Annotated in this window: 27 protein-coding genes; 11 read left to right on the forward strand and 16 right to left on the reverse strand. The window is 70.2% G+C overall.

Annotated elements, in window-relative coordinates:
- Positions 1–113: 113 nt before the first annotated feature.
- Positions 114–1,403, reverse strand: coding sequence for an FAD-binding oxidoreductase (locus ACIBVN_RS29860; protein ID WP_397141944.1), 1,290 nt, complete (start codon positions 1,401–1,403; stop codon positions 114–116).
- A gap of 205 nt (positions 1,404–1,608) precedes the next feature.
- Between ACIBVN_RS29860 and ACIBVN_RS29865 the strand changes: the two genes are divergently transcribed.
- Positions 1,609–2,073, forward strand: coding sequence for a hypothetical protein (locus ACIBVN_RS29865; RefSeq protein ID WP_397141946.1), 465 nt, complete (start codon positions 1,609–1,611; stop codon positions 2,071–2,073).
- Positions 2,074–2,127: 54 nt separating this feature from the next.
- Positions 2,128–3,153 (forward strand): ABC transporter substrate-binding protein, encoded by a 1,026-nt coding sequence (locus tag ACIBVN_RS29870; protein WP_397141948.1) that lies wholly within the window; start codon positions 2,128–2,130, stop codon positions 3,151–3,153.
- On the opposite strand, the gene ACIBVN_RS29875 is transcribed toward ACIBVN_RS29870, so the two are convergent.
- Genes ACIBVN_RS29875 through ACIBVN_RS29885 form a run of 3 tightly spaced genes read right to left on the reverse strand, consistent with a single transcriptional unit; the run spans position 3,146 to position 4,986 of the window.
- The gene (locus tag ACIBVN_RS29875; protein WP_397141950.1) at positions 3,146–3,631 is read right to left on the reverse strand and encodes a metallophosphoesterase family protein; all 486 of its coding nucleotides are present in this window, start codon (positions 3,629–3,631) and stop codon (positions 3,146–3,148) included. The two genes, ACIBVN_RS29870 and ACIBVN_RS29875, sit on opposite strands and share 8 nt — an antisense overlap.
- Before the next feature lie 20 nt (positions 3,632–3,651).
- Entirely contained in the window at positions 3,652–4,395 is a 744-nt protein-coding gene (locus ACIBVN_RS29880; RefSeq protein WP_397141952.1) for an SRPBCC domain-containing protein, read from the reverse strand.
- Positions 4,396–4,398: 3 nt separating this feature from the next.
- Positions 4,399–4,986 carry an ArsR/SmtB family transcription factor gene (locus ACIBVN_RS29885; RefSeq protein WP_397141954.1) on the reverse strand — a complete coding sequence of 196 codons (588 nt, stop codon included), beginning with the start codon at positions 4,984–4,986 and terminating at the stop codon, positions 4,399–4,401.
- Positions 4,987–5,141: 155 nt separating this feature from the next.
- On the opposite strand from ACIBVN_RS29885, the gene ACIBVN_RS29890 reads away from it, so the two are divergent.
- Entirely contained in the window at positions 5,142–5,963 is an 822-nt protein-coding gene (locus tag ACIBVN_RS29890) for a nucleotidyltransferase domain-containing protein (protein WP_397141956.1), read from the forward strand.
- 10 nt (positions 5,964–5,973) lie between these two features.
- Here the strand turns inward: ACIBVN_RS29890 and ACIBVN_RS29895 are convergent, their stop codons facing one another.
- From ACIBVN_RS29895 to ACIBVN_RS29905, 3 genes are read right to left on the reverse strand one after another with little or no spacing between them, the layout of a single operon-like run.
- A complete protein-coding gene (locus tag ACIBVN_RS29895; RefSeq protein ID WP_397141958.1) occupies positions 5,974–6,375 on the reverse strand; it encodes a DUF4180 domain-containing protein in 402 nt (133 codons plus the stop codon).
- A 28-nt stretch (positions 6,376–6,403) separates the two neighbouring features.
- Positions 6,404–6,805, reverse strand: a complete 402-nt coding sequence (locus ACIBVN_RS29900) for a helix-turn-helix domain-containing protein (protein WP_397141960.1) — start codon at positions 6,803–6,805, stop codon at positions 6,404–6,406.
- Positions 6,806–6,846: 41 nt separating this feature from the next.
- Complete coding sequence (locus ACIBVN_RS29905; protein WP_397141962.1) at positions 6,847–7,974, reverse strand: winged helix DNA-binding domain-containing protein; 1,128 nt, start codon at positions 7,972–7,974, stop codon at positions 6,847–6,849.
- 127 nt (positions 7,975–8,101) lie between these two features.
- Between ACIBVN_RS29905 and ACIBVN_RS29910 the strand changes: the two genes are divergently transcribed.
- Together ACIBVN_RS29910 and ACIBVN_RS29915 are read left to right on the forward strand one after the other, a co-directional pair.
- Entirely contained in the window at positions 8,102–9,643 is a 1,542-nt protein-coding gene (locus tag ACIBVN_RS29910) for a phenylacetate--CoA ligase family protein (RefSeq protein ID WP_397141964.1), read from the forward strand.
- A 49-nt stretch (positions 9,644–9,692) separates the two neighbouring features.
- A complete protein-coding gene (locus ACIBVN_RS29915) occupies positions 9,693–10,331 on the forward strand; it encodes a maleylpyruvate isomerase N-terminal domain-containing protein (RefSeq protein WP_397141966.1) in 639 nt (212 codons plus the stop codon).
- Positions 10,332–10,350: 19 nt separating this feature from the next.
- On the opposite strand, the gene ACIBVN_RS29920 is transcribed toward ACIBVN_RS29915, so the two are convergent.
- Positions 10,351–10,671 carry a GYD domain-containing protein gene (locus tag ACIBVN_RS29920; protein ID WP_397141968.1) on the reverse strand — a complete coding sequence of 107 codons (321 nt, stop codon included), beginning with the start codon at positions 10,669–10,671 and terminating at the stop codon, positions 10,351–10,353.
- A 217-nt stretch (positions 10,672–10,888) separates the two neighbouring features.
- On the opposite strand from ACIBVN_RS29920, the gene ACIBVN_RS29925 reads away from it, so the two are divergent.
- The 3 genes from ACIBVN_RS29925 to ACIBVN_RS29935 are packed head-to-tail and all read left to right on the forward strand — an operon-like array spanning position 10,889 to position 13,337.
- Positions 10,889–11,347, forward strand: a complete 459-nt coding sequence (locus ACIBVN_RS29925; protein WP_397141970.1) for a DUF4188 domain-containing protein — start codon at positions 10,889–10,891, stop codon at positions 11,345–11,347.
- Positions 11,344–12,420: a hypothetical protein gene (locus ACIBVN_RS29930; RefSeq protein WP_397141972.1), complete on the forward strand. Its 1,077-nt coding sequence runs from the start codon at positions 11,344–11,346 to the stop codon at positions 12,418–12,420. Before ACIBVN_RS29925 ends, ACIBVN_RS29930 begins: the two co-directional genes overlap by 4 nt.
- Positions 12,417–13,337, forward strand: coding sequence for a hypothetical protein (locus ACIBVN_RS29935; RefSeq protein WP_397141974.1), 921 nt, complete (start codon positions 12,417–12,419; stop codon positions 13,335–13,337). The genes ACIBVN_RS29930 and ACIBVN_RS29935 overlap by 4 nt, the downstream gene beginning before the upstream one ends.
- Positions 13,338–13,399: 62 nt before the next feature.
- On the opposite strand, the gene ACIBVN_RS29940 is transcribed toward ACIBVN_RS29935, so the two are convergent.
- From ACIBVN_RS29940 to ACIBVN_RS29970, 7 genes are read right to left on the reverse strand one after another with little or no spacing between them, the layout of a single operon-like run.
- The gene (locus ACIBVN_RS29940) at positions 13,400–14,695 is read right to left on the reverse strand and encodes a hypothetical protein (protein WP_397141976.1); all 1,296 of its coding nucleotides are present in this window, start codon (positions 14,693–14,695) and stop codon (positions 13,400–13,402) included.
- Positions 14,696–15,721, reverse strand: coding sequence for a LacI family DNA-binding transcriptional regulator (locus ACIBVN_RS29945; RefSeq protein ID WP_397141978.1), 1,026 nt, complete (start codon positions 15,719–15,721; stop codon positions 14,696–14,698).
- Positions 15,722–17,431 (reverse strand): glycoside hydrolase family 36 protein, encoded by a 1,710-nt coding sequence (locus tag ACIBVN_RS29950; RefSeq protein ID WP_397141980.1) that lies wholly within the window; start codon positions 17,429–17,431, stop codon positions 15,722–15,724. It abuts the gene before it with no gap.
- A 2-nt stretch (positions 17,432–17,433) separates the two neighbouring features.
- Positions 17,434–18,243, reverse strand: coding sequence for a carbohydrate ABC transporter permease (locus ACIBVN_RS29955; RefSeq protein WP_349454404.1), 810 nt, complete (start codon positions 18,241–18,243; stop codon positions 17,434–17,436).
- A complete protein-coding gene (locus ACIBVN_RS29960; RefSeq protein WP_397141983.1) occupies positions 18,240–19,142 on the reverse strand; it encodes a carbohydrate ABC transporter permease in 903 nt (300 codons plus the stop codon). The genes ACIBVN_RS29955 and ACIBVN_RS29960 overlap by 4 nt, the downstream gene beginning before the upstream one ends.
- Entirely contained in the window at positions 19,139–20,449 is a 1,311-nt protein-coding gene (locus tag ACIBVN_RS29965; protein WP_397141985.1) for an ABC transporter substrate-binding protein, read from the reverse strand. The genes ACIBVN_RS29960 and ACIBVN_RS29965 overlap by 4 nt, the downstream gene beginning before the upstream one ends.
- Complete coding sequence (locus ACIBVN_RS29970; protein WP_397141987.1) at positions 20,446–21,531, reverse strand: aminotransferase class V-fold PLP-dependent enzyme; 1,086 nt, start codon at positions 21,529–21,531, stop codon at positions 20,446–20,448. Before ACIBVN_RS29970 ends, ACIBVN_RS29965 begins: the two co-directional genes overlap by 4 nt.
- 340 nt (positions 21,532–21,871) lie before the next feature.
- Between ACIBVN_RS29970 and ACIBVN_RS29975 the strand changes: the two genes are divergently transcribed.
- Both ACIBVN_RS29975 and ACIBVN_RS29980 read left to right on the forward strand, forming a co-directional pair.
- Positions 21,872–22,861, forward strand: coding sequence for a LacI family DNA-binding transcriptional regulator (locus ACIBVN_RS29975; RefSeq protein WP_397141989.1), 990 nt, complete (start codon positions 21,872–21,874; stop codon positions 22,859–22,861).
- 170 nt (positions 22,862–23,031) lie between these two features.
- On the forward strand, positions 23,032–25,293 hold the full coding sequence (locus ACIBVN_RS29980; RefSeq protein WP_397141991.1) for a M9 family metallopeptidase: 2,262 nt from the start codon (positions 23,032–23,034) through the stop codon (positions 25,291–25,293).
- A gap of 261 nt (positions 25,294–25,554) precedes the next feature.
- Here the strand turns inward: ACIBVN_RS29980 and ACIBVN_RS29985 are convergent, their stop codons facing one another.
- A complete protein-coding gene (locus ACIBVN_RS29985; protein WP_397141993.1) occupies positions 25,555–26,025 on the reverse strand; it encodes a DUF1348 family protein in 471 nt (156 codons plus the stop codon).
- 102 nt (positions 26,026–26,127) lie between these two features.
- Here ACIBVN_RS29985 and ACIBVN_RS29990 point away from each other — a divergent pair, with 102 nt between their 5' ends.
- On the forward strand, positions 26,128–26,751 hold the full coding sequence (locus tag ACIBVN_RS29990; protein WP_397141995.1) for a TetR/AcrR family transcriptional regulator: 624 nt from the start codon (positions 26,128–26,130) through the stop codon (positions 26,749–26,751).
- Positions 26,752–26,895: the final 144 nt, after the last annotated feature.

Genomic DNA, 26,895 nt, shown 5'->3' on the forward strand with positions numbered 1-26,895 from the left:
TACCGCCACCTGTGACGTCCCCGTCAGGCCTCCTGTCACCCCCTCCTCCGAGGGACACCAGCCGAAGTGCGGTGGGAGGCCGCGTGAACGCGGGTGCCGTGGCGGCGGCGCGTTCAGCGGGTGACGTGGCCCACGCGGAAGAAGCCGTCCGGGTCGTAGGCCCGCTTGACGTCGCGCAGCCGCCCGTAGTCGGCCGCCGCGAACGCCGCCGCCGTCCTGGACGTGTCGGACAGGAAGTTCAGGAACGTGCCGCCGCCCGCGTGCGGGCGCAGGGCCTCGGCCAGCCCCGGAACCGGCGTGTCCACGATGACCGACAGCTTGGTGGCGCGGTGGCTGACGGGCCCGGCGTCCGGACCCGGGCGGCCCATCGCGCCGCCCCAGTGGCGGACCTCCACGGTCTGCGCCACCTCGGCCGCCCGCACCAGCGTGCCGATCACCTCGTCGGGCACGGTCTCGAACATGTCCATGTGCCGGTTGGGCGTGCCGCCCATGGACGTGGCCGCGTACGTGCTGGGGCGCGTCTCGTCCAGCAGCGCGGGCCCCGCCGCCTGCCACAGCGGCGCCAGCAGCCGCCTGGCCTGCGCCGCGTCGCCCGCGTGCACCACCTTGACCATGACGACGTGCCTGCCCCGGACCGGCTCGGGCGCGTCGTCGGGCATCCGCTTGAGCACGACCGCCGTGCTGATCTCGTCGGGGGCGTGCTCGATCCAGTCGCGGTACGCGCTCAGCGTCTCGCCGGCCGTCTCGATGGGGAAGTACGCGAACCCGGAGTAGACCTGCTCCACCGGGTGGAGCCGGAACTCCAGCGAGGTGACGACGCCGAACCCGCCGCCGCCCCCGCGCAGCGCCCAGAACAGCTCAGGGTGGCTGTCGGCGCTCGCCGCGACGTGGCGGCCGTCGGCCAGCAGCACCTCGGCCCGCACCACGCTGTCGGCCGCGAACCCGTGCATGCGCGCCAGCCACCCGAGCCCGCCGCCGAGCGTGTAACCGGTGACGCCGACGGACGGCGACGACCCGGACAGCGGCGCCAGCCCGAACGGCGCGGCAGCGGCGATCACCTCGCCCCACCGCGCGCCCGGCCCGACACGGGCGATCCGCCGATCCGGGTCCACTAACACCGACGCCATGGGGGACGTCCTGACGAGCACGCCGCCGTCGCACGCGGCGTGCGTGCCGTGCCCGGTCGCCTGCACCGCGAACGGCACCCCGTGCTGCCGCGCCGCCAGCAGCGCCGTGCGCAGATCCCGCACGCTGTGCGCCTCGGCCACCACGGCCGGACGGGAGTCCACCCGAGGGTTGAGCGAGCGGCGGAGCTCGTCGTATCCGGCCTCGCCCGGCAGGTGCACGGCCCCGGCGAACCCGGGAAGCGCGATCTCGTCCTGGACGATGTACGGCTGGCTCATCTTCTCGGCCCTTCTCTCCGGTGATCTGTGACCACTGTGCTGGAGGGCGCTTACGGCTCCGTTCTCATCGCCTTACCGCCGCCCTTAAGTCCTCAGGATCCTGGCAGCCGGGTCCGACAGAATCCGCCCGCCGTCGCCTTCTCCGCTACGCCGGCGGTCGTATGGCCCGCGCGGCGACGTCACCCCTGCGTGGCATCATGGAAGAATGATCATGAAGAAGCCGTCCAGCCCGCCGCTGCCAGGGCGGATGGCCCGCGCGGCGGCCGCGGGCCTGCTCGGGATGGCCGTGCTCTTCGGGATGTTCCTGGCGGCGATGGCACTGGCTCCCATCCCCGCTCTGAGCGAGGAGGCCGCGATGAGCTTGCTGGTCGCGGTGCCGGGCGCCGCGTCGTGGGCGGCGTTGCGTCTCTTCAGGGTGCGTCCCGCCTGGCCCGTCGCGATCGTGGGTGTGCTGTTCGTGGTGGCGCTGTGGTGGCCCGCTTACGAGGCCGCGTTCTTGCTCTCAGAAAGCCCTTCCATGCTCTCCTGGGTGCTCTTCGCGGCATTGCTCGGCATCACCGCGTACGCGGCGGCGGTGCTGGTCACCTCGGCTCGGCGCCGTGTGGTGTGGGGCGCGGTGCTGCTGGCGCTGCTCGCCATGATCTACTGGCTTGCCTGGCAGGCTTCCTAGTTAGGTAAGGCTAATCTAATATTCCGTGGAGAAACCCCCTAGCGAGGAGAATCCATGGCCGCTGTCCAGCGACGTACCCTGCTCGCCCTCGGCCTCGCCACCCTGATCGGCGTCAGCGCCTGCGGCGGAACGGCCGCGGCGCCCGCGACCGCGACCGCTTCCCCGTCCGCCGGCCAGAGCGCCTGGACCTGGACCGACGACCGTGGCAAGAACGTCTCCCTCCCCCGGCGGCCGCAGCGCGTGGTCGCCCAGTCGGGAGCGGCGGCCGCCCTGTGGGACTTCGGGGTACGCCCGATCGCGGTGTTCGGCCCGCACCGGCTCAAGGACGGTGGCCGGGACCCCGAGGTGGGGGAGGTGGACATCGCCAAGGTCGAGTCGATCGGGAACGTGTGGGGGGAGTTCAACGTCGAGAAGTACGCCTCGCTCCAGCCCGACCTGCTGGTGGCGGGCATGTACCAGAAGAACACCCTCTGGTACGTCCCCCAGGAGTCCGCCCCGGCGGTCGACCAGATCGCCCCGTCGGTCGGCGTGCAGCTCAGCGGCAAGCCCCTGGTCGAGATCATCGAGAAGTACGGGCAGCTGGCCGCCGCGCTCGGCGCGGACCCTAAGGCGGCGCCCGTGGTCGAGGCCAAGAACCGCTTCGACGCGGCCTCCGCCGCACTCAAGGCCGTCGCCGCCGCCAGGCCCGGCCTCAAGGTCATGGTCGTCACCGCCACTCCCGACAACCTGTACGTCGCCTACCTGCCGGACCACCCCGACATCAAGTACTGGGGAGAGCTCGGGCTGAACATCGTCTACCCGGCGAAGCCGACCGAGAGCGAGGGCGGCTTCTGGGAGGTGCTGAGCTGGGAGAACGCCGACAAGTACCAGGCGGATGTGATCCTCGTGGACGCGCGCTCGCAGTCGATGAAGATCGGGGAGATGGCGAAGAAGCCGACCTGGGCCAAGCTGCCCGCGGTCAAGGCGGGCCAGCTCTACCCGTGGCACGCGGCCGAGCGCTACAGCCACCTCGGCTACGCCAAGGTCATGGAGGAGCTCAAGGCCAACCTGGACAAGGCGCGCGACGACCTCGTCAAGTGACGGGCACGATCTCGGCGCGGGTCAGGACGCCGTCCTCGATGGTGAGCAGGCCCAGCGTGCCGTGCGGCTGGCGGCGGCGGTCGGTGGGGGAGCCGGGGTTGAAGATGCGCGGGCCGTCCTCGCCCGACTCGTCGAGCGGTATGTGGGAGTGGCCGAAGACGACCAGGTCGGCCTGCGGGAAGCGGCGCCGCATGCGGGCCATGCGCCCCTTGGCCGGCCCGCTGTCGTGGATCATGCCGATCCGCAGCCCCTCGAGGGTCAGCTCCAGGGTCTCCGGCGCCACCACGTCCGGCCCGTCGTTGTTGCCCTTCACGACGTGAACCGGCGCGTACGCGGCCAGCTCGTCCAGCACGGACGCGACGCAGACGTCACCCGCGTGCAGGATGACGTCCGCGCCCCGCAGGCGCTCGGCGACCTGGGGCGGGCACGAACGCCACCGCCTGGGCGCGTGCGTGTCCGACAGCGCGACGACTTTCACACCGTCCCCCTGCCCACTCCTCACCCGCACCCAACCGCGCCGTCGTCCGCGTACAGCTCCTTAAGCCAGGCCTGCCACAGCGGCCCCTCGTCCGGCCCGTCGAACAGCACGTGGGCGGCGATCATGGGCCCGTTGAATCCCTGGAGGAAGCGGTAGACGGCGTTGTCGGCGCGGATCCCGAGCGTCTGGGAGTTGCGCACGTAGACGACTCCTTCGACCGGCCGCTCGACCGGGCCGAACCGCACCCGGTCGCCGGGGGACGGCGGCCCGCCCAGCGCGGCGTACAGGGTCTGCCAGGCGCGCGGCCAGTCATGGACCATCGGCCCGAATGCCGTGACCGGTCTCGCCGCCCGCCCGGCGAAGTGGGAGAGGTGTTCGGCCAGCGTCGCGAAGAACAGCTCAATCCCGAGCGACATGGCCTCGAACTCGTCGTGCCAGTCGTCCCCCGGCAGGAACCCGCTGGTCACCATGCGCACGAGCGTGCTGCCCTGCCCGCGGCCCTCGACGAGGAACTCGTAGGCGACGAACCGCCCGTCGTCCGCCTTGTCGCTGCTGTGGGCGAGGCGCTGGAGCGGCTCGGCGGCGGTGACCGTGGACGGGGGCAGCTCGCCGTGGAGGAAAGCGGTGCGTACGACGCCGTCCGCCACGTCGCTGCGCCCCATGAACCACGAGTCGATGCCCGGGCCCGTCGAGATGGCCTCCCACACCTCCTCGGGTGTCGCCTCCACCACGGCCTCATGGGGGAGTTCGAACGATTGCCCCAACGCTCAGCGCTCCTTCTTCACGGCGGGGTGCACGGCGACGACCAGCCGGTGATCGCGCCCGCCCTCAGCCGATTCGTCGTGATATTTGCTGACCAGCTCGGTCACGCACTGCGCCAGCTCCTCCGCGAACGCCGCCCGGTCGGCCGCCGACGCGAAGCGCACCTCGCCGTCGATGGCGAACGTCGCCACCCGCTTCTGCGCCTTGGCGGCCCCGGTGATCAGCGTGCCGACATCGCGTACGAGCTGGGCGGCCAGCGCCAGCAGCCAGCGCGCCGACAACCGGTCGGGGGACCTGCCCGGGTCGGGCTGGACGGCGGCGAGCGCGCTCGGCGAGATGACGAAGGACGCGGCGGTGGCCTGCATCACCCGCTCGGTGACGTTGCCCTTCCTGCGCTCCTCGACCAGCTCGACCAGGCCGTGCCGCTCCAGCGTGCGCAGATGGTAGTTGACCTTCTGCCTGGCCAGCCCGACCTTGGCCGCCAGCGACGTGGCCGAGCCCGGCTCGACCAGTGCGGCCAGCAGCTTCGACCGCATGGGATCGAGCGACGCCTCGGCCGCTGCTGCGTCTTCGATCACCGCGACTTCGTGCATGGAGAAACGATGGCACCGACAAAAAACATTGTCAAGACACGCCTGATCTCTGGACGAAAGGCCGATCAGCCCGCACCGCCGGAGGTGCGCTCACGGCGGACGGGCGTGGACAAAAGCGGTGGGGCGCCGGGCGGGCGACGATCTAAGCTCGCCCCATGCAGGATCCGGACGTTCACGCCACAGCCGCCCGCCTGGCCGAGGTGCCCGGCGTGGTGGCCGTCGCCCTGGGCGGCAGCCGGGCACGCGGCACGCACCGCCCGGACTCCGACATCGACCTCGGCCTCTACTACCGGGGCCCGCTGGCCGTGGCCGACCTGCGGGCGCTGGCGCGCGAGGTGACGGGCGAGCCGACAGAGGTGACCGAGCCGGGCGGCTGGGGCCCGTGGGTGGACGGCGGCGGCTGGCTCACCGTGCGGGGATGGCGGGTGGACTGGATCTATCGTGACCTCGACCGCGTCCACCGGATCTGGCGCGACTGCCGCGAGGGCCGCTACGAGATCGGCTTCCAGCCCGGCCACCCGCTCGGTTTCTACTCCCACGCGTACGCCGGCGAGGTCGCCCTGTGCAAGATCCTCGCCGACCCCACCGGCGAGCTGGCCGCCCTGCGGGACGAGCTGTCGAAGGAGTACCCGCCGCCGCTCCGGCAGGCCCTCGTCCGAGGGCTGTGGGAAGCCGACTTCGCCCTGACCATCGCCCGGTACGGCGCCTCCGGCCAGGACCCGGCGTACGCGGCCGGGGCGCTGTTCCGCGCGATCGGCGTCGCCTGCCACGCCCTGCACGCCGCCGACGGCGCCTGGCTGATCAACGAGAAGGGCATGGTCGCCTCGGCGGCCAGGCTCCCGTCCGCCCCCGCCGATTTCGGCGAGCGCGCGCAGGCGCTGCTCGCCGAGGTCGGGCGCACCCCTGAGGAGATCGGGCACACCATCGACGAGGCCGCGCGCCTGGTGGCGGACGTACGTGTCGCCTGCGGCGCCTGAGGCGGCCGCGTCAGACCTGGTCGGCGGCCTCATCGCGGCTTTCGTGAACGTCGCCGGCGGGATGTTCGCGAGCTGACCGCCGCGCCGCCAGCTCCGCCAGGTCGCCGACGAACCAGATGTGGTTGCCGCGGTTCGACTCGAGCACCCAGTCGCGCAGCGCGGAACTGGCGGCGGTGAAGCGGGAGACGTCCCCCACGATGGCCAGCCCGATGCGGTAGTTGACGAACTTCTGCGCGAACTCACCCGCCACGCCGGTGCGCAGCGCGAAGAAGTCCTCGTGGAGCCGCTCGACCGGGACGGCCACCCAGCTCGCGCCCCTGCCGAACGCCTCGCCGAGGAGGTCCAACGCGTCGCTCGCCTCACGCAGCGGCGCGCCGTGCGGCTCGCAGACGTACACGCGGTCGTCAAGCATCCAGGAACTCCATGATCTCTCGGGGGCTTCAGTCACGTACCAGCGCGTCCACGATCCGCAGGACCTGGGCGCTCTCCTCCAGCCCGCCCAGCACGACGACCTTCAGGTGGGCGCGCTCCTCGTCGTAGACGAACTCCACGCGCAGGCCGTGCGGGCGGCCCGCCAGGGATCCCAGGACCATCGTGCTGACCCGGTCCATCTCGCCCCTGGTGATGCCGTCGATCTGGACGATGCTGGACACCTCGGCGTGGCGGGGCGTGGCGGGGGCGCCGATCGGCAGCCCGGCGAAGGCCGCGAGGTCCTCCTTGGCGATCCGGTACTGCTTGCCGACGCGCACGGCGGGCAGCCGCCCGTCCCGTACGTAGTTGCGGACGGTCTTGACGTGCAGCCCCAGCAGCCTGGCCGCCTGCTCGACGGTGTATTGCTCCATATCGCTCCCTATAGTGCCATACTTAAGGGAGTAATAGGGAATCAAGCGTGAGCGCCGACCGTGACCGGGCCGATGGTCAGACGCGGGCGGCCCTCCATCACCTCGCCCATGCGTTCCACCTGCTCGTCGAGCTCCCGCAGCTGGGCGGCGGTCAGGTCACGGAGCGGCTCCACCGTGACGTCGATCTTGTTTCCGGAGCGCCGCTGGTGCCAGACCCCGCCCACGTCCCCGTCCACGAGCAGCACCGGGAAGTTCCCCGCCTGCCCGCCGGCCAGCGCCCGCGCCGCCGCCGCGCCCGGGTAGAGGAACTCGCGCGGCCGCCCCGCCACCACGTAGGCGTCGAAGTACGGCAGCAGCCGCACGCCCCGCGGCGGATCGTCCGGCACCGCGGTGTCGCCCGCGAGCACCCACGCCCGCTCGCCCTCGAACAGCACCTCCTCCAGCTCCACGCCGCCGAACGCCTCGCGCGCCCACCGCGCGGGCCCTCCGGCCCACAGCGCGAACTGCTGGGGCGTGGCCGGCCCGTACGCCGTCAGATAGGCCCTGACCAGCTGGGCGAGCCCATCGGCCGCGGGTGGCGCGCAAGGCGCGGCGGTGTAGGTGACCTTGCGCCCTCTGGCCGGCCCGAACACGAACGCGCCCCGGTGCGCGGCCAGCGCCATCGCCTGCCGCCATCGCGGCCACATGGTCTGGAACGCGGGCATGACCAGGTCGCCGGCCCACGGCCCGGTGGCCGCGACGACCGCCTCGCTGAGCTCGTCGATCGTCATCTCGGCCCCGGTGAGCACGGTGCGGATGGCCGCCACCACCTGGTCGGTCTGCTCGGCGGTCATCCTCAGGTACGGGGGCGCCGCGTTGTGCGCGGGCGGCAGCGACGACATCGCGCTCACCCACATGGGCAGGTCGCGGGCGGGCAGCAGGTGCACGGTGCCGCGCGGGCCGTGCGTCTTGACCAGGCTGCGCTCCTCCCACAGGGCCGCGCGGACGTGGGCGCGGGTGACGCCGGGCAGCCGCAGCCCGATCGACGCCTCGGCGGCCGACATCACCTGGGCGTGCGCCCCGCACATGGCCGCCACGACCGCGTCCGGACTCGTCCCCTCCATGCCCGCGGCCAGCCCGGCGCGCTCCAGCCGCCGGGCGCTGACCTGCGGCCACGACAATTCGATCACCACGTCCTCCTCTGCTCGCGGCTCACGGTAGAGGAGAATGCGGAAGGGTTTGTACCGCATTAACCGGCATCAGGTTGAAAGCAGGCATAAAGCGATCCTTTATCCCGCCCCGCTAGTCTCACGATCCATGATCCGGCTCAGTCCCGCCCTCGGGCCGCTCACCCTCCGCCAGCGCTGGCGCAGGGCTCGGCTGCAGGCATATTCCTGGTCCCTCACCGGCGCGTACCGGCTGGGCGCGATGCATCCCGCCGTCTGGCGGCTCGTCGCCCGCGGCTACCACCCCGCGCTCGACTGGCTGGCGGCCAGGCACGCCCGGGTGGCCTGCCAGTTCGCCGCCGTGGACGTGCCCGCGTACCGGCACTTCCTGCGCGCGAACGGCGCCGAGCACGCCAGGCGCCTGGCGGACTTCCCTGAGACCACCAAGCAGAACTACGCCGCCGTGTACGACGAGGAGAGCCGCTGCCAGGAGGGGAGGCTGCACCGCCCCGGCGTGATCGTGGACGAGTCGTCGGGGTCGAGCGGCAAGCCGTACAACTGGGTACGCGGGCCACGCGAGCTCAAGGGCATCTACCGCAACGCCGCCGGGTACATCGAGCTGGTCTTCCCCGGCAAGAGGCTGTTCGTGATCAACGCGTACTCGATGGGCGCATGGGCCACCGGCACCACCACGGGCGCCGCCATGGCGCGCATCGCGATGGTCAAGAACACCGGCCCCGACCTGGAGAAGATCGCCGACACGCTGGAGCACTTCGGGCCCGGCTACGACTACGTGGTGGCCGCGTACCCGCCGTTCCTCAAGCACCTGCGCGACCGCCTCGACGAGGCGGGCTTCCCGTGGCGGGACTACCGCATCCGCGGCATGGTCGGTGGCGAGGGCATGACCGAGGCGCTGCGCGACTACCTGGAGGAGCGCTTCGAGGAGGTCCGCTCCGGCTACGGCGCCAGCGACCTGACCATCGGGATGGGGGCGGAGAGCGGGTTCAGCGTGTGGCTGCGCAAGCGCCTGGCCACCGACCAGCGCCTGCGCGACCTGCTGCTCGGCCCGGGCGAGCAGCGGCTGCCGATGATCTTCCACTACAACCCGCTGGAGACCTTCCTCGAGGTGAACGCCGAAGGCGAGCTCCTGTGCACCATCAACACCAAGAGCTGCCTGCAGCCCAAGCTCCGCTACAACGTCGGCGACGAGGCCAGGTTGCACACCCTCGCCGACGTCAAGCGGGCCCTCGGCGCCGACGAGTACGAGCGGGCGTGGACCGACGAGCGGATGAACCTGCCGCTGCTCTTCCTGTTCGGGCGCAAGGACTCGACGATCTCCTACATGGGGGCCAACCTGTATCCGCAGGACGTCGAGTACGGCCTCTACCAGGGCAATCCGTACGCGGCCGCGATCAACAGGTTCTGCCTGTCGCTGGAGGAACTACCCGGTTTGGAGTACCGCCCAGTGATCAACATCGAGCTGCGCGGCCCGGAGGTCGGCGCTGCCGATCGCGAGGAACTGGCCGAGATCTGCCGCAAGGGTGTGGTCGCCCACCTGAGTGCCGTCTCGCGCGACTTCGCCGAGTCGCTCAAGGAGGACCCGACGGCCGCCGACCTCCGGGTCAAGATCTACGACCTGGGCGAGGGGCCGTTCGCCGGGCTCACGAAGATGAAGAACGTCTATCTGGTTTGAGGCGATCGGGCGGACCCGGCCCACGGCGGCCGTTGTTACGATCCTCCGCATGCGCAACGCAGACGCCGCGGTCGGCGCGGAGGACGTGCGTCGGGTCGTCACCTTGGCCGTCGACGCTCTGAGGCGTGCGGATCCCCGGGCGTGGGAGGCCAAGGCCGGCACCCTCGACTGGACGTGCTGGGAGACGCTCGAGCATCTGGCCGATGACCTGTTCACCTACGCTGCGAGGTTCGGGCTCGCGAAGCCGCCGATGTCCACGGTGTTGCCGTTCCGGACGAGCAGTGACCGAAGCGGTGGACCGGCGAATGTCATCTTCGTCGAGCGGGCCTCGGGACCCGAGGGCCTCATGACCATCCTGGAGGCGTGTGGCGGCCTGCTCGCGTCCGTCCTGCGCGCTGCCCCCTCGACCACCGTTGCCTACCATGTCTTCGGGCCCTCGGATCCAGCGGGCTTCGCCGCGATGGCCGTTGTCGAGACTCTCGTGCACACCCATGACATCGCTCAGGGGTTGAATGTGGAGTGGTCGCCGCCAGGAGAGTTGTGCGAACGGGTACTGAAGAAGCTCTTTCCCCACGTCACCATTGATCGTGACGCGTGGGAGGTCCTGCTGTGGGCGACTGGACGCATCGCGCTCCCCGATCGCCCACGACTCACCGAGTGGCGCTGGTACGGCACGCACGGCGCGTGACTTCGAGCCAGGCGCCCTGTCATGCGCCGGGGGCCTGGTACTCCACCTCCTTCCTCGCGGCCTCGTCGATCTCCTCCGGCGTCAACAGGACAACCGTCTTCGTCCGCGCTCCACCACTCGCCGACACCTTCAACCCCACGGCGGCCGAAGCCACGTTGTCCGGCATGTCGACGATGAGGTACACGTCGTTCTCGCCGAACGCGAAGTACATCTGCTCGACCCGGCCGCCGGCGCTCGCCGCCATGCGCTCCACCGCTTGGCGCCGTCCGGTGCCTCCCTCTCGGAGCACCCCCTTGAGGCCGTCCGCCGTGTAGTTCGCCTGAATGAGGTATTTGGGCATGATTGAACCCCTTCCCGTGCTGCCGCGAATGCGGTCATGTGGACGAAGTTCTCAGCCCCGGTTGACGGTAAGCCCACTGGGAGGGCTTCATTCCGGCAACTGGCGACACGGTGCCGGTCGGCGCACCTTGGTGGCCGGAAAGTCACTATTGTTCCCATGCGGAGTCTCCGCCGCGACGGGGCCTGTCGGCCGAGCCCGACTATCTGGTGAAGGACGCATGAGGACCACCGACTTCAGCAAGGCGCCGCCGCAGGGGCGGGCGACGGCGATGTTCGTCGGCGCGACCCGCTACCGGGGGCCGCTGTCGATAGTCACGCTCACGCTGACGTGGTTCCGGATGGTCCGCGACATGAAGCGGATGCGCGGCTACTGCTGGCACAAGGTCTACTGGGAGTTCCCGTTCACGCTCGGCACGCTCGCCTTCTTCGAGGACCGCGACGCGCTGCTGCGCTTCGCCCGCTCCCGCCACCACCGCAAGCTCATGCAGTGGGTGACGGACGGCACGAAGAACGCCACCGGCGGATACATCCGGCTCTACAACGCCGAGCCCGAGGGTTACAGCAACGGCGTCTGGCGCGCGGAGGGCGGGCCGATGGCGCACATCGAGACGTTCACCCCGCTGTCCACCGAGCTGTCCAAGGGGGACGGCGAGGGGCCGCAAGTGAGGCGCGGGTGACGCTGCAGCCCGTCGAGAGCCGCCGCGACCTGCGCGACTTCCTCGCGCTGACCGACCGCGTCTACGCGGGCGAGCCCCGCTTCATCCCGCCGCTGCACGCCCAGGTACGCACGTGGCACCGCCAGGGGGTGCGCCTGTATGTGCTCAGGCGGCGCGGGCAGGTGGTCGCGCGCACCACGCTGCACACCGACGCCGCGCTGGACGCCAAGCTGGGCCGGGCCACGCAGCTGTTCGGGCTGACCGAGTTCGCGGAGGAGGCGGCGGAGGAGCTGTTCGACGGCGTCCTCGCCGCCGGTCGCGCCTCGGGGAAGGAGGCGGCGTTCGGGCCGGTGTCGCTGCTGCCCAACCAGTCGGGCGGCGTCATCACCTCGGGCTTCGGCGAACGCGGCTTCATCGACAGCGCCTGGAACCACCCGTACTATCCGGCCGCCTACGAGGCGTACGGCTTCACCCGCCGCTTCGAGTCCGACACCTGGATCTGCCCGGTGCCGGACGAGCCGGTGTTCGTGTTCGACGACGAGCGGATCGAGGCCGAGCGGCTGCGGGTGCACCGGGGCGACCGCCGGCGGATCGAGGAGCAGCTCCCCATCCTGCGCGAGCTGCTGAACGCCAGCTTCGCCCAGCTGGGCTACTACACGGAGATCTCGGCGCAGCAGCTGGCCGCGCAGACGGACGGGCTGGCGTACCTGCTGGACGAATCCCTGCTGCTGTACCTGACGAAGGCGGAGCGGCCGATCGCGTTCGTGCTCTGCTTGCCGGACATTTCGCGATTTATCGCGAAAATTCGCGGCAATCTCCACCTCCTGCACCAGCTGCGCCTGCTGGCCACCCGCTCCCGCCACCGCCGCGAGGCCGTGCTCATCGTCAAGGGCACGGTCCCGGGGGAGCAGGGCCACGGCTACATGCGGCTGCTCTCGCGCGAGCTGCACGAGGGACTGCGCCGGGGCGGGTACCAGGCGCTGCGCAGCACGTACGTGGAGCGCACCAACCCCGGCTCCGCCGCCCAGTACACCGCGATGGGCGGCCGCCCCCTGCACGGCTACACCTTCTACGAGAAGGACCTGAAGCCGTGAAAGACCAGCTGCGGCGCCTGGAGCCGGACTTCTGGCGCGCCCCCAGCGCCCACAACACCCAGCCCTGGACCCTCACCTACACGGACGGCGAGGCCGAGATCGGGTGGGACCCGTCGCGCGCCCTGCCCGTCAGCGACCCCACGGGCCGCGACCTGCGCCTGAGTCTCGGAGCGTTCATCGAGTGCTGCCTGATCGTGTGCGCAGGCGCGGGACTGTCCGTCGCCTTCCGCCCCGACCCGGGCCCCCGGCGGGCAGGCTTCCTGTACGCCGCCGCGCAGCCGTACGCCACGCCCTTCACCACGGCGGACATCCGGGCGCGCGGAACCAACCGCGGCGAGTACCACCCGGGGCGCCTGCCGGACTCCCTGGTCGCGGAGCTGACCGGGATGCGCAGGCTCGCCTGCCGCGACCTCGCGGACCTGCTGTACGCGGCCGACCTGCACCAGTTCGGGGACCGGGACGTGACGCGCGAGCTGCGCGCCTGGCTCCGCCTCACCCGGCGGCACCGCCGCTACCTGCTCGACGGCCTCACGGACCGCGCCCTGGCCCTCAGCCGGGCGGAGGCGGCCGGGCTGCGCGCGTCGCTGGCGCTCTATCCGGCGCTGCGCCGCCTGGGCCTGCCCAGGGTACTGGCGGGGGCCTCCCGGGGTCTGCTGGACTACGACGGCGACGTGCTGGTGCTGGTGGGTCCGGTCTCCGACGAGCTGGAGCTGGGCCGCGTGCTGATGCGGCACTGGCTCACGCTGTCCGGGCACGGCTACACCACACACCCGCTGAGCCAGATGATCGACTGCGAGCCGACCCGGCAGGCGCTGGCGGACCGGCTGGGCGTCGCCGACCCGCGCAGCCTGCTCCACGTGGCCCGGGTCGGCCGCCCCAAGTCGCCCGCCGCGCCGTCGGCCAGGATGCGGACCTGACCCGCACTCCCTCAGGCGAGGAACTCGGTCAGGAAGGGAGTGGGTGACGTGGATCCATGCGGTCAGCGGCGTTCCGCGGTGAGCGTGGCGCCGGGCGGGACCTGCCGGGTGGTGGCGGAGCCGTCGGGAAAGCGGGCGGTCCACCGGTACGTCACCCGGTCGGACAGGTTGGTGAGCGTGGTGGCTTGCCCGCCGTCGTGCCGGACCGCGACGCTGCCCTGCCCGATCGGGATGCCGGAGACGGCGGCCCAGCGGATCTCGGCGGGCAGCCGCGAGAGCGTGGAAAGCGCGTTGCCCGGCGCGTCCGGCCGGATGCCGAGCAGGCCCTCCACCACCTGGCTCACCAGGGTGAAGGAGACCTCCGGGTAGTCGCCGTTGAGCCCGCCCGCCACGTGCGGGGCTGTGCGGGCGTGGAAGATCTCCCGCATCCACCGCCAGGCGGTCTCCTGCCTGCCGTGCCGGAAGAAGACGTCAGGCAGGTACGTCCACGACTCGACGTTCTCCGGCCGCCCGGGACCGCTCGCCTGCGCGTCGATGTAGTCGAGGTAGGCCGGGTCGTCGCGCAGGCCCTTCAACGGCATGAACCAGCTGTTCTCCGCGCCCCACCCGGTGACCGGCCGGCCATCGAAGGTGAAGCCGCGAGCGCCGTTCCACTCCTGCTCGTAGTGGCGGCGCAGCTCCGCGGCCCGTGCCTCGAACCGCCCGCCGCCCTCGCCGCGCGCCCTGGCCAGCTCGGCCATCGCCAGATGGGCGGCATACTGCGCGGCGATGCCGTCACCGGCCACCGCCAGCGGCTCGCCGCTCAGCTCGTTGTAGCTGGCGGCGCCCTCGAAGATGCCCACCCCTCGGCTGGTCGCGGGAAGCGCGATCGCGTTCGAGCAGTAGTCGCGCAGCACGGGGTCGTGGACGTAGGCGCGCTCGCCGGTCCAGCGGTAGAGCGCCGCCACGCACTCCACCAGCTCGAAGACCGCGGGCACCTCCCTGACGAACTCGTCGGGACCGCGGTAGTCGATCGACAGGTAGGAGCCGTCGAAATTGAACGCCCACACCGGACGGTGGCCGTGCTCCTCCGTCGCCGAGGCGGCGAAGCAGCGCAGCATCGCCAGGTTGGCCTCGGCCAGGCCGAGCAGGTGGGCGCCCGCCGCCTGGTGGACGAAGTCACGGGCGTAGAACCCGCTGCGGTGCGCGTACCCGGCCCAGTAGGAGGGCAGGTAGACGCCCTCACCGGTGCCGTGCGGGCGCCGCTCGTCGACATTCACCGGCCCGCGCGTCCCGCCGGGATGCGCCCAGCGCAGCGCGCGGTCGCGCGCCCACGCGAACATCGCCACGAGCTCGTCGTGGCCGGAGTCCAACTGCATTCATGGTCCTAGGCTCGGGCGGATCACCAGCTCGCCGGGGACTATGAGCCCCGCCTGCGGGGTGACGCCGTCTTCGACGATCTGGAGGAGGCGGCTGATCAGGGCCTCGGCGATGCGGCGCAGCGGCAGCCGTACCGTCGTCAGCGCGGGCTGCAGGAACGCGGCGATCGGCAGGTCGTCGAAGGCGACCACGGCCAGCTCCGTACCGATCTCCAGCCCTTCGGCGCGCGCCGCCGTGTAGACGCCCAGCGCGAGCCAGTCGCCGCCGGCCACGATCGCGGTGGGCCGGTCGCGCCCGGCCAGCAGCTCGCGGGTGGCCGCGACGATCTCGCCTGGGTCGTCGCCCGGCGAGTACATCTGCCCGGCCAGGCCATGGCGACGCACCCCGGCCAGGAACCCGGCGCGCCGGTCGTCCATCCACGGCTGCCCGGAGGAGGAGGCCAGGAAGGCCACCCGCCGGTGCCCCCTGGCCGCCACCATGCCGACCAGCTCGATCATTGCCTGCACGCTGTCGACGTCCACCCAGGACTGCGGTTGCCCGGGCCCGGTCCTGCCGAAGGCGGCGAACGGGAAGCCCGCGCCCGTCAGATGGGCCACGCGGGGGTCGTCGCGGAGTATGTCCGACAGGAGGAAGCCGTCCACGGTCCGCGCGGCGATCAGCTCGTCGAGCGCCTGCTCCTGGCTCTGGCCTGGCCGCGGGCGCATCAGCAGGACGCGGTAGCCCGCCTCGCCCGACGCCGCCACGACCGCTTCGAGGAAGCCGCCCATCAGCGGGTTGGGATTGGCCGGGTCGTCCACCGGAGTCGGGTAGGCGATGATCCGCCTGGTGCCCGACTTCAGACTGCGTGCCGACTGGTCGGGCCGGTAGCCGAGGTTCTCGATCATCGCCGAGACCCGCTCCAGCGTTTCCGCCTTCAGCCGGTGCGGGGCGTTCAGCGCGTTGGAGATCGTCTGTCGGGACACGCCGGCCGCCCGTGCGACATCCTCGATGGTGACCCCGCGTTCGCGCGGCCGGCGTGCCGTCACTCAGTCTCTCCTCAGCTTGAGCAGGCCACCCATGGGCACCTCGACGACGCAGGCCCCGGAGTCCAGCAGGAGCGTGGCCGTGCGGACCAGGGCGCCGCCGCAGTCGTGCACCTCGACGTGCGCCGAGCCGGTGCCGTAGAGGACGACGCGCGGGTCGGGATCGGCGTTGGCGACGAGCAGTTCCCCGGACTCCGGCACGTCCACGGGCAGCGGTGCATACCGCGCGACGATCGTGGTGTGATCATCGTGGGCCCGCACGAGCGGGTAGCCGTGCTCGGGCTGCTCGGGCCGCAGCGTTCCCAGCTGGAGCGTGCCCAGGTAGCGGTGGAAGATCCCCAGCCAGAACCGGATCGCGGCGAGCTGGTCGGGGCGCTGCGCCGCCAGGTCCACTGAGATCTGCGGCACCGAGAACAGCGCGTTGATCAGGTGCACGGCCACCTGCTCGGCGGGCTCGGCGGGATGCCAGAGGATCATGTCGGAGTGCACGGCCACAGGACCAGCGGCGAGCCGCAGGTCCACGGTCCGCTGCCGGTTCTCCTGCGAGCTGAGCGGGCAGTCCGTCGCTCTGATCATGTTGGCGTACGGCCACAGCCCAGGGTTGGTGTACGGCTGGCGGTGCTCGATCAGCACGTTCGGCCTGGTACGGCGGAGCCGGGCGTCCAGATCGCGGAGCAGCCGCCTGACCCCTTCGTCCACCTCCGCACAGTCGGACCCCGCGCCGGGCACCGGGTCGCCGCCGGGGGTCGCGAAGCGGTCCACGAAGTCGATCTTCAGGCCGTCCATGCTCCACGCCTCGACCGCCTGGACGAGCCGGCCGATGAGGAACTCGCGTACCTCCGGGTAGCGCGGATCCAGCACGGCGGCGTCCATGTGGTCGAGGTATCGCAGGAATCTGCCCTCGAAGCGCTCGAAGGCGGCGTTGTGCTTGCCCACGAAGGGCAGCGCGTACCAGAGCATGTAGGCCATGCCGAGCTCGCGCACCCGAGCCACATGTGCCGAAATGTCGGGGAACGCGGCCGTGTTCGGCTCCCAGTCACCGCAGAACGCATAGCCGCGCGACCGATCGGCGGTCTGCCAGCCGTCGTCCACGATGATCGTCTCGCAGCCCAGTTCCTTGGCCAGCCGCGCCTGGAGCTCCACGGACTCGGCGGTGACCTCCTGGTGCATGCTGTACCAGGTCGAGTAGACCGGCAGCCGGGCACGGTCCGGAGTGGGTGGCAGGTTGCCCGCGTCGTCCTGCCACCAGGCCGCCACGTCGGCCACCGCCGCGGAGAACGGCCGCTCCGACAGGTCCAGCCGGATCCGCAGCCGGTCACCGTGCAGGGTGAAGACGAACTCACCGGTCTCCTCCATCACCCCGCCGGTGAAGCTCACCTGCGCCGCCGGCTCGGCCAGGCCCACCGTGCAGACGTTGGCCCCTGCCGTACCGATGAGGGAGACCACCGGCGCGCCCGCGGTCAGCCTCGACACCAGCGGCGCGTTCCAGATCGGCGGCACCCAGCGGGTGCCGCCCAAGGGCGTCCAGAACGCGCTGACGCTCACGCACGGCACCCGCCACTGCGCGGCAGTGGCCCCTGGCGCGTCGATCAGCCAGATGCGGTCAGCGACCTGCGTCACCTTCGCATCGGCCACTCCGGCCAGTGCCAGCTCGACCGTGCCGGCCCATACCGCGGTCGTCTCGCCGAGCGCGTAGGGCTCCCAGACCTGCATGCTTATCCCTTCGTGGCACCGGCCAGCAGGCCGGAGATGAACTGTTTCTGTAGGACGAGGAAAAGGACCATCATGGGCAGCGAGGAGATCGCGGTGCCCACCATGACCTGGCCGAAGTCGGTCCTGGCCAGGCCCTGCAGGGTGGCCAGCGCGACGGGCAAGGTGTACATCTCCGGCGTGCGCAGCGCGATCAGCGGCCACAGGAAGTCGTTCCACGCACCGAGGAAGAGGAAGACGGCCAGCGCCGCCAGCACCGGGCGCATGACCGGGATCACCACCCGCCACAGCACCCGCAGCTCGCCCGCGCCGTCTACCCTGGCCGCGTCGAGCAGCTCGTCCGGGATGGCCAGCAGCGACTGGCGCATCAGGAAGATGCCGAACGGCACCGACAGGCTCGGCAGGATCAGGGCGGGGAAGCTGTCGATCAACCCGATGTCGTTCATCATCTCGAAGATCGGGATGATGGTCACGCCGCCGGGGATGACCAGCGTCGACAGCAGCAGCACGAAGAAGGCGTTGCGCCCGGCGAAGGTGAACTTGGCGAAGGCGTAACCGGCCAGCAGCGAGACCACGATCGCCCCCGCGGTTTGCACGACCGCGACGAAGAGCGTGTTGCCCAGCACGTTGACCAGCCCGATCGACTCCTCCAGCTTCGCCGTGTTGGCCACCAGCTGGTCGCCGGGGTAGAACCTCGGCGGCCAGGAGAAGATGTCGGAGTTGGCGTGCGTGGCCGCCATGGCCAGCCAGTAGAACGGGCCGACGCACAGCCCGAACACCGCGGCGAGCACGAAGGTGAGCGTCCAGCCCTTCATCGTTTCTGCATCCTCATCTGCGCGATCCCGAATCCGGCCACGATCAGCGTGAGCGCGTAGGCGATCGCCGCGGCATAGCCGAAGTCGAAGTAGCGGAAGCCGTTCTGGTACAGGTACAGCGAGATCGTCAGGGTCGAGTTGTCCGGCCCGCCACCGGTCAGCACGAACGGCTCGTCGAACAGCTGCAGCGTGCCGATCGTGGACAGGACCACGGTCAGCAGCAGGATCGGCCGCAGCTGAGGCACCGTGATCGACCAGAACCTGCGGGCCGAGCCGGCGCCGTCGACCATCGCCGCCTCGTAGAGGTCCTTCGGGATGCTCTGCAGGCCGGCCAGGTAGATCACCGCGTTGTAGCCGGTGTAGTGCCAGGTGAGGGCGATGACGATGGCGATGCGGGCCCAGAACGGGCTGCCCAGCCAGTCGATCGCGTCGACGCCGAAGAGGCTGAGCAGCCAGTTGAGCAGTCCTGCGTCCTTGCGCAGGATCACCGAGAACATCACGCCGTAGGCGACCAGACCGGTCAGCGACGGCATGAAGACGCCCAGCCGCCACAGGCCGCGCAGCCGTACGAGGGGGGAGTTGAGCGCGAGCGCCAGCAGCAGCGCGAGCAGCAGCATGATCGGGACCTGCACGACCAGGATCAGCCCGGTGTTCCACAGCGAGGTCCAGAACAGCGGGTCGTTCACCAGCCGCACGTAGTTGTCCAGCCCGACGAAGGTGCGTGCCGCTCCGGCGCCGGTGGTCAGGCTGATGTACATGGCGGCCACGATCGGATAGGCCTTGAACACCATGAAGCCCAGCAGCGCGGGCAGGACCAGCAGGTACGGGATGTTCCGCTTGGTGACGAGGGAGCGCCTGCCCACCGCCACCCGCCCGGGCCGCGACAGGGTGAGTGTCATCCCGCGAGCTTCCTGTTCGTCTGCTGGGACAGCAGCGTGGCGGCCTCGGTCAGCGCCGCGGCCGGGTCGGCGCCCTTGAGCAGGACCTTCGTCTGCGCGTCACTGGCGATCTTCAGCGCCCTGGCGTAGTCGCCCGAGTAGTAGGTGGCGTCCGCGCCCTCGGTGAGCGCGTCCACGAAAGTCCTGAGCGCGGGCTGGTCGCCGAAGTAGGGCTGGGGCGCGGCGAACGCCGGGTCGGCGTAGGCCGCGGTCAGCGCGGGGAAGACGCCGCCCTCCTTGAAAACCTTGTTGATGACCTCGGGCTTGGTCAGCGCGTACTCCACGAACTTGAACGCCTCCGCCTGATGCGGGCTGGTTCCCGAGACCGACAGATGGGTGGAGTTGACGATCGCGGCGCGCTTGCCGCCCGCTGTCACCGCGGGCGGCTGCATGACTCGCCAGAGGCCCTTCTGCTCGGGACGCATCTCGGGGATGTAGCTGACCGCCCAGGCCGCCCACGGCAGCACGGCCAGCTTGCCGCCGCTGATGAGCTGCTTGGCGGCGTTCTCGCCTGAGGTGTCGGCGACGATGCCCGCGTCGTTCATCTTCTTGATGAGAGTCATCGCCTGTACGGCCGGCGCCGAGGCGAGCGTGACCTCGCCCTGCCGGTTGAAGTAGAACGCGCCCTGCTGCTGGAGCAGCGACTGGTAGAGGTCCATGTCCGCGCCGCCGGCCGCGGGCTTGTTCAGCCCGATCAGGAAGGCGCCCGTCTTCTCCTTGAGCGTCTTACCGGCCTCGATGGCGTCGTCCCAGGTCTGGATCTTCTCCGGGTCGATGCCTGCCTTCTTGAACAGGTCCGCGCGGTAGAAGAAGCCGACCGGGTTGATCTCCCAGGGCATCGCGTAGATGCCGCCGTCCTTGCCGGTCACCGTGGGCCACAGGCCCTTGGCGAAGGCGTCCTTGTACTTGTCGGCGCCCAGCTTGCGCAGGTCGGCCAGGCCGCCGGGGAATTTGTCCATATACCCGGGCAGGTAGTCGATGCCGATGTGCAGTACGTCGGCCAGGCCCTTGCCACCCGCGGCCATGCCAATGGTGATCTTGTCCCAGATGGCCGGGTTGCCGACGGCTTGAACGTCGATCTTGATGCCGGGGTGGGTCTGCTCGAAGTCCTTGGCGACGGCGGCCAGGCCGTCGGAGGCGGGCTTCCAGCTCCAGACGGTGATCTTGACTGGTCCGCTGCCCTTCTCCGGCGTCTTGCCGCCGCCACAGGCGCCCAGGGCGAGCGTGCCGGTGAGTGCGAGCGCGAGGGCGCCGCGACGGTTGATCATTTGTGTGTTTCCTTTCGGGGGGTGAGTGCTGCGCGTAGCCGGTCGGCGGTGTCGCCGGGAGTGGTGGCGTGCGGGGAGAGCCGGATCCAGCTACCGCGCAGCGTGGTGGTGAGTCCGGCGGCGCCGAGTGCGGCGTGCGTGCTCGCGGGGTCGTGGCCGGGCATCCGCACGCGGGCGATCCCGGCGGGCTCCTCGGGTACCAGGACCTCGGCGCCCGCGGTCCTGGCGGCATCCAGCAGGCTCGCCAGAGTTTGGGAGATCTGCCGGGCGATGTTCGCTTCTCCGGCGGAGAGCACCAGGTCGATGGCGGCTCCCAGCGCGGCTACGGCGGAAAGGTCGGGGTTGGTGACCGTGTGCGCGACGGCTCCTGACAGCGGCGGCATAGGGTGCCGGGCTCCGAACGGGGCATGCACGCCCGACCAGCCGCCGAGACCGGGGGCGAGGCGGTCGGCCACCCGGTCGCGGACGAGCAGCAGCGCCGCGCCCCATCCTGCCCGCAGCCACTTCTGCCCGCCGCAGGCGAGCACGTCCGCCGCCGCCACGTCCAGCGGCGCCGCACCGAGGCCCTGGATGGCGTCCACCACCAGCAGCCGATCCTCGCCCAGCACCTCCTTCAGCGCGCCCAGTGGAGCGCGATGGCCGGTCGTGGCGTCCACCGCGCTGACGGCCAGCGCCCTGACGTCGTCGTCGAGGTGCTCACGCAGGACATCAGCGGTGATCGCGGCGGAGTCGATCCAGCGTGGCCGCAGCCCGCCGCGCTCCTGGAACCGCAGCCAGGGATAGACGTTGGCGGGGAACTCGCCGCGCGGGACGAGCACCACGCCGCCGCCCAGACCCGCCGCGGCGGTGAACAGCGCGTGGCTGGTGGAGGAGACGAAGGCCACCTCGTGCGGGGAGCAGCTCAACAGGCGGGCCGCGACGGCGCGTGTCCTGCTCGCCTCCAGCTCCAGGTGGGTGAGCGCGGCGGACGGATCGCGGGCCAGCCACTCCGCGGCCTGCGCGACGGTCCGCGCGACGGCCAGGGAGGGCGGCCCGATTCTGGCGAAGTCCAGATATCCCGCCGGTTCATGGAACTGGCTCAAGTAGGCAGATTGAACGTTCAAACCAACTCCGAACAGGACTAGCCCATACAGCAGCGCGAGGTGAGCAGCGCGATGTGCGCCTTACTGCGGCATACCGTATTTGATCGTTCATATCCATGCAAGTACCCGGGCGTAGGATCTGATCCGCTTGCTCGACCTGCGGATCCGGCGCGGGCAAGGCCGACAAGCGGCGTACGCGGGTTGGGAGTGGGCGCCGAGCTCCACTTTCTGATCGTTCAACGGTCCTGGCGGTCGGCCTGCTACGGCCGCGCCGTCATAATGCCGTATTGAGGAGGAGAACTGAGCAATGTCGGCGCATCGGCCCCGTGGGGTCAGCATCATGGACGTCGCCCGTGCGGCAGGAGTGTCTCGGCAGACCGTCTCCAACGCGATCAACGCTCCGCACAAGCTGCGCGCCGACACCCTCGAACGGGTCTCCACGCTGATCAAGGAGATGGGCTACCGTGCCGACCAATCGGCGCGTAGCCTGCGGTCCGGCACGCGCCAGGTCATCGCCTACATCACCCCCGAGACCGACCCGGCCAACCCCAACGCCCTCATGAGCGGGTTTCTCGAGGCCATGGTGGCCGCCGCCGGCGATGCCGGTTACCGCATCCTGCTGGTGCGCCCGCGCCCCGGCCAGAGCGAGGCGCAGGCGCTGGAAGACATCATCGCCGCCCGAACCGCCGACGCCTTCCTGCTCTCGGACGTGGTGGACGACGACCGGCGCGTGGACTACCTGACCGAAGCGGACTTCCCCTTCGCCGTGTTCGGGCGTACCAGGCCCGGAGCGCCCCAGGCCTGGGTGGACGTCGACTCGGTCCAAGCGATGATCGACATGGTCGGCCTCCTGGCCTCCCACGGACACCGGCAGGTCGCGTTCCTGGGCACGTCGGCGGAACTGCCCTGGCTGCGGCACAGGGCGGCGGGATTCCGCAGCGGGAAGCGCCGCTTCGGCATGGTCGGCCCCGAGGCCTACGTCGATGGCCCGGACGAGGTGGTGGCGGTGGCGCGTGGTCTGCTGGACCGGCTGCCCCGCCCCTCGGCCCTGGTCCTCGACGACGACTGGCTGGCGCCTGGCGCCTACGCCGCCGCCCAGGCGGAAGGGCTGACCGTCGGCGTTGACGTCGCGGTGACCGGCTTCAACGACATGCCCTACACCCGGCTACTCCAGCCGCCGCTGACCACCGTCCGGCTGCCGTTGCGGCGCATCGCGGATGCCCTGGTCAATCGGCTCCTTCAGGCCATCGAGGAGGGAGTCCCGCCGGAAGCCGGGCTCCTGCTCGCCGGTGAGCCGGTGCTCCGCCCGAGCGTGCCTTCCGTCCGGTAGCTCCCTGTCCACGCCTCTCCACGGCGGACGTTCAGTGACGCAGGGAATATGAACGTTCACAAACTTGGCTCTTGTCAAGAATAACGCCGCATGACATTTTACATTCCACACAGTTAAGTGGCTGGCCAAGGCATGGAGGCCTGGCCCCACCAAACCCCCCAGGAGCGGTGATGCGGATCGCCACGTCGTTACTTTTCGCTGCCTCGATCGCATTGACAGCACAGAGCCTGGTCGCTGTGCCCGCCATCGCGGCAGCCCACGCCTCCACCCCGACCCACAAGGTCGTGGACCCCGCGCCGGTGCGAGACCTCGGCGGCGCACCCGACCACACGCAGCACAAGCCCTTGCCGATCGACGAGCGGCCTCCGCTACCCGCGTCGAACGACGAGGCACGCCGAGACTACGACGCCCCCGACACACTGAAGACCGAGAAGAGGCCGTCGCTGCGTCACAAGGCCGCAGCCGCCGCGGAGTGTGTGATCTCGGAATTCACCGGCAAGACCGGCGCGGCCCTGATCGCCGCGATCAAGGCAGCGGACACCGCCTGCATCAACAAGCTCTTCGCGTTGACCGGTGGCGATGCGGGCGCGGCCTTCGGTGAATCGAAGATGGTCATCGTCGCCGATGCCTACCGGGCCAACGCCGCCACCTACCCCGGCGAGAACAGCACCTCGACCACGCAGCTCGTCCTCTACCTCCGTGCGGGCTACTACGTGCAGTGGTATCACCCCGACGATGTCGGCCCGTACGGCGACGCGTTGAAGAACGCGATCAAGCCCGCGCTCGAGGCGTTCTTCGCCAACAGCCACTCAGGTGACGTCAGTGACGCCAACGGGGAGACCCTCAGCGAGTCGATCATCCTGATCGACAGCGCCCGGCAGAACGCCGACTTCCTCCCGGTCGTGAAACGCTTTCTCAACGCGTTCGACAAGCCGTACCTCGAGCTGTGGTGGATGCGCAACGCGGTCAACTCGGTGTTCACCGTGCTGTTCCGCGGTCACCAATTGCCGGAGTTCGTCTCGGCCGTGCAGGCCGACAACAGCGTGCTCGGCACCTTGCACGCCTTCGCCGCCAAGCACCTCGACCTGCTCGGCACGGAATCCGCCTTCCTCACCGTCAACGCGGGCCGGGAGCTCGGCCGCTTCCTCCAGCACGCCTCCCTGCTGCCCAGCGTGAAGCCGCAGGTCATTTCGCTCCTCAAGCAGACCTCGATCACCGGACCGACCGTGCGCCTGTGGGTGGGCCTGGCCGAGATGGCCGACGCCTACGACAAGGCCAAGTGCGTCGATTACGGCGTCTGTGACCTGCGGAAACGGGTGAAAGGGGCAGTTTTGCCCGTCGCCCACACCTGCGGCGCGACCCTGCGCATCGTGGGTCAGGAGATCAGCTCAGAGCAGCTCGCCGGGGCCTGCACCAGCATGCAGAACCAGGACGCCTTCTTCCACGGCCTGGTCAAGGACCCGGGCCCGGTCGCGAACGACAACAACACCACACTCGAGGTGGTCGTCTTCAACTCCTCCACCGACTACCAGACCTACGCCGGCGTGATCTACGGGATCGACACGAACAACGGTGGCATGTACCTCGAGGGTGACCCCGGCGCGGCGGGTAACCAGCCCAGGTTCATCGCCTACGAGGCCGAGTGGAAACGGCCCGCGTTCGAGATCTGGAACCTCAACCACGAGTACACCCACTACCTCGACGGCCGGTTCGACATGTTCGGCGACTTCGCCGAGGGGATGAAGACACCGACCGTCTGGTGGGTCGAGGGAGTGGCCGAGTATGTCTCGTACTCCTACCGCAAGCTCGACAACACCAACGCCGCCGCCGAGGCGGGCAAGCATACCTACCCGCTGAGCGCCATGTTCGACACGGTGTATGGGGACGGCCAGACGCGCATCTACTCCTGGGGCTACCTCGCGGTGCGCTACATGTTCGAGAAGAATCCCGCCGAGGTGTCGACCCTGCTCGGGCACTACCGCAAGGGGGAATGGGACACCGCGCGGGCCTTCCTGAAGTCCCTGAACCACAACTCCGAGTTCGGCACCTGGCTCAACGAATGCGCCGCGGGCGCGTGCGGCGGCGAACAGGACCCCTCGACGCCGTGTGCCGCTCAGGACACCAGGGCCATGGGACGCGACTGCACCCGCAGTGACATTGCCGGCACCAAAGACGGCTACGCCTACTTCTACATCAGGATTCCCGAAGGGGTGAAGCAGCTCAAGATCACCTCAACCGGCGGGACCGGCGACGCCGACCTCTACTTCAACAAGAGCGGCTGGGCCACGACCCAGGCCCACCAGAGCCGATCCACCAATCCCGGCAACAACGAGACCCTGACGGTAACCGACCTCGCGCCGGGCACCGACAACTTCATCAGCCTGCACGGCGTCTCCGACTTCAGCGGCATCCGGCTCACCACCGAATACTGACACCTCCACACGGCGCCTCCCCTGGCCTGGGGAGGCGCCGTCATGCGCCGGCTCCGCGATCAGAAGCCTCCTCGGGACCGACCTCGGCGAGCGGGGATGGGCTCGCGGCGGTGCAGAGGCAGAGCCGATACAACCGTCCGCGCCGGAGGGACGGTGACCGGCGACCGCAGTGCGGTCGTTCGCGCGCACTGGGCGGGAGGGTGCCGGGCACGGGCGTGCCGGCTGCGGTCGCGCTGCTCGCCGGCCTCGCGGGTGGGGGTTCTACAGCCCGAGGTCGGACAGACCCGGATGCTGGTCGGGCCGGCGGCCCAGCGGCCAGTGGTACTTGCGCTGCTCCTCGGCGATGGGCAGGTCGTTGATGCTCGCGTGGCGCACGCGCATGAGCCCGTTGTCGTCGAACTCCCAGTTCTCGTTGCCGTAGGCGCGGTACCACTGGCCGGAGTCGTCGTGGTACTCGTAGGCGAACCGCACCGCGATGCGGTTGCCGTCGAATGCCCACAACTCCTTGATGAGGCGGTAGTCCAGTTCCCGGTTCCACTTGCGGGTCAGGAACTTCACGATCTCGTCGCGGCCGGTGACGAACTCCGCGCGGTTGCGCCAGCGCGAGTCGGGTGTGTAGGCGAGGGCGACCTTCTCGGGGTCGCGGGTGTTCCAGCCGTCTTCGGCCAGGCGGACCTTGGTGATCGCCGTTTCCCGCGTGAACGGCGGGAACGGGGGACGCTGCTCGGACATGACGCACTCCTCTGGGAAGCCGTACGACAGCGAGAACGATCGTTCTCGTGATATGCCTTGATACTATGAGAACGCTGGTTCTCATGCAAAAGGGGCAGAAACGTGGACACCGATCTGGCACGCGAGCGCATCCTGGACGCCGCCGAAGACCTCTTCTACGCCCGAGGTGTCCAAGCTGTCGGCATGGACGTGATCCGCGACGCCTCGGGCGTCACGCTGCGGCGCCTCTATCAGCTGTTCCCCTCCAAGGGCGACCTCGTTGAGGCCTACCTGACCCGCAGGGACACCCGCTGGCTCCAAAGCCTTGCCACCCATGTCGACACAGCCGCGCAAACCCCGCAGGAGCGGCTGCTCGCCGTCTTCGACTGGCTGGAGGACTGGTTCACCCAGCCCGACTTTCACGGGTGTGCCTTCGTCAACTCCTTCGGCGAGTTGGGTGGCACATCACCCCAGGTCGTTGCTGTGGCCCGCCTCCACAAGGACACCTTCCACGCCTACCTACGGGACCTGGCGACAGCCGCGGGAGCAGCAGCAGACACCGGCACCCAGATCGCCCTGCTGGCCGAGGGAGCCATGACCACCGCCGCCATCTCAGGCACGCCCGCAGCGGCCCGCCACGCCAAGCAGGCGGCGCAGCTTCTGCTGACGCTCGACACACGCCATGACAACACCGACCTTCCCCTCGCAGCGGGGAGTCACAGCCGCCTTCACCGTGCGGGAAGGTGACGGTGCGGGACGGTCGACGGGGCCAGCCTGCTCCTGCCCTGCTCCTGCTTCCATGGTTTTGTTGCTCAAAGGCGAGCATGCCGGCCTGAATCATCACGGTCGGATCGCCGCGCTCGGCCTCGAAGTGCCACTCCGCAGCGGCGG

Source organism: Nonomuraea sp. NPDC049400, from assembly GCF_044466425.1.
Taxonomy (GTDB): Bacteria; Actinomycetota; Actinomycetes; order Streptosporangiales; family Streptosporangiaceae; genus Nonomuraea.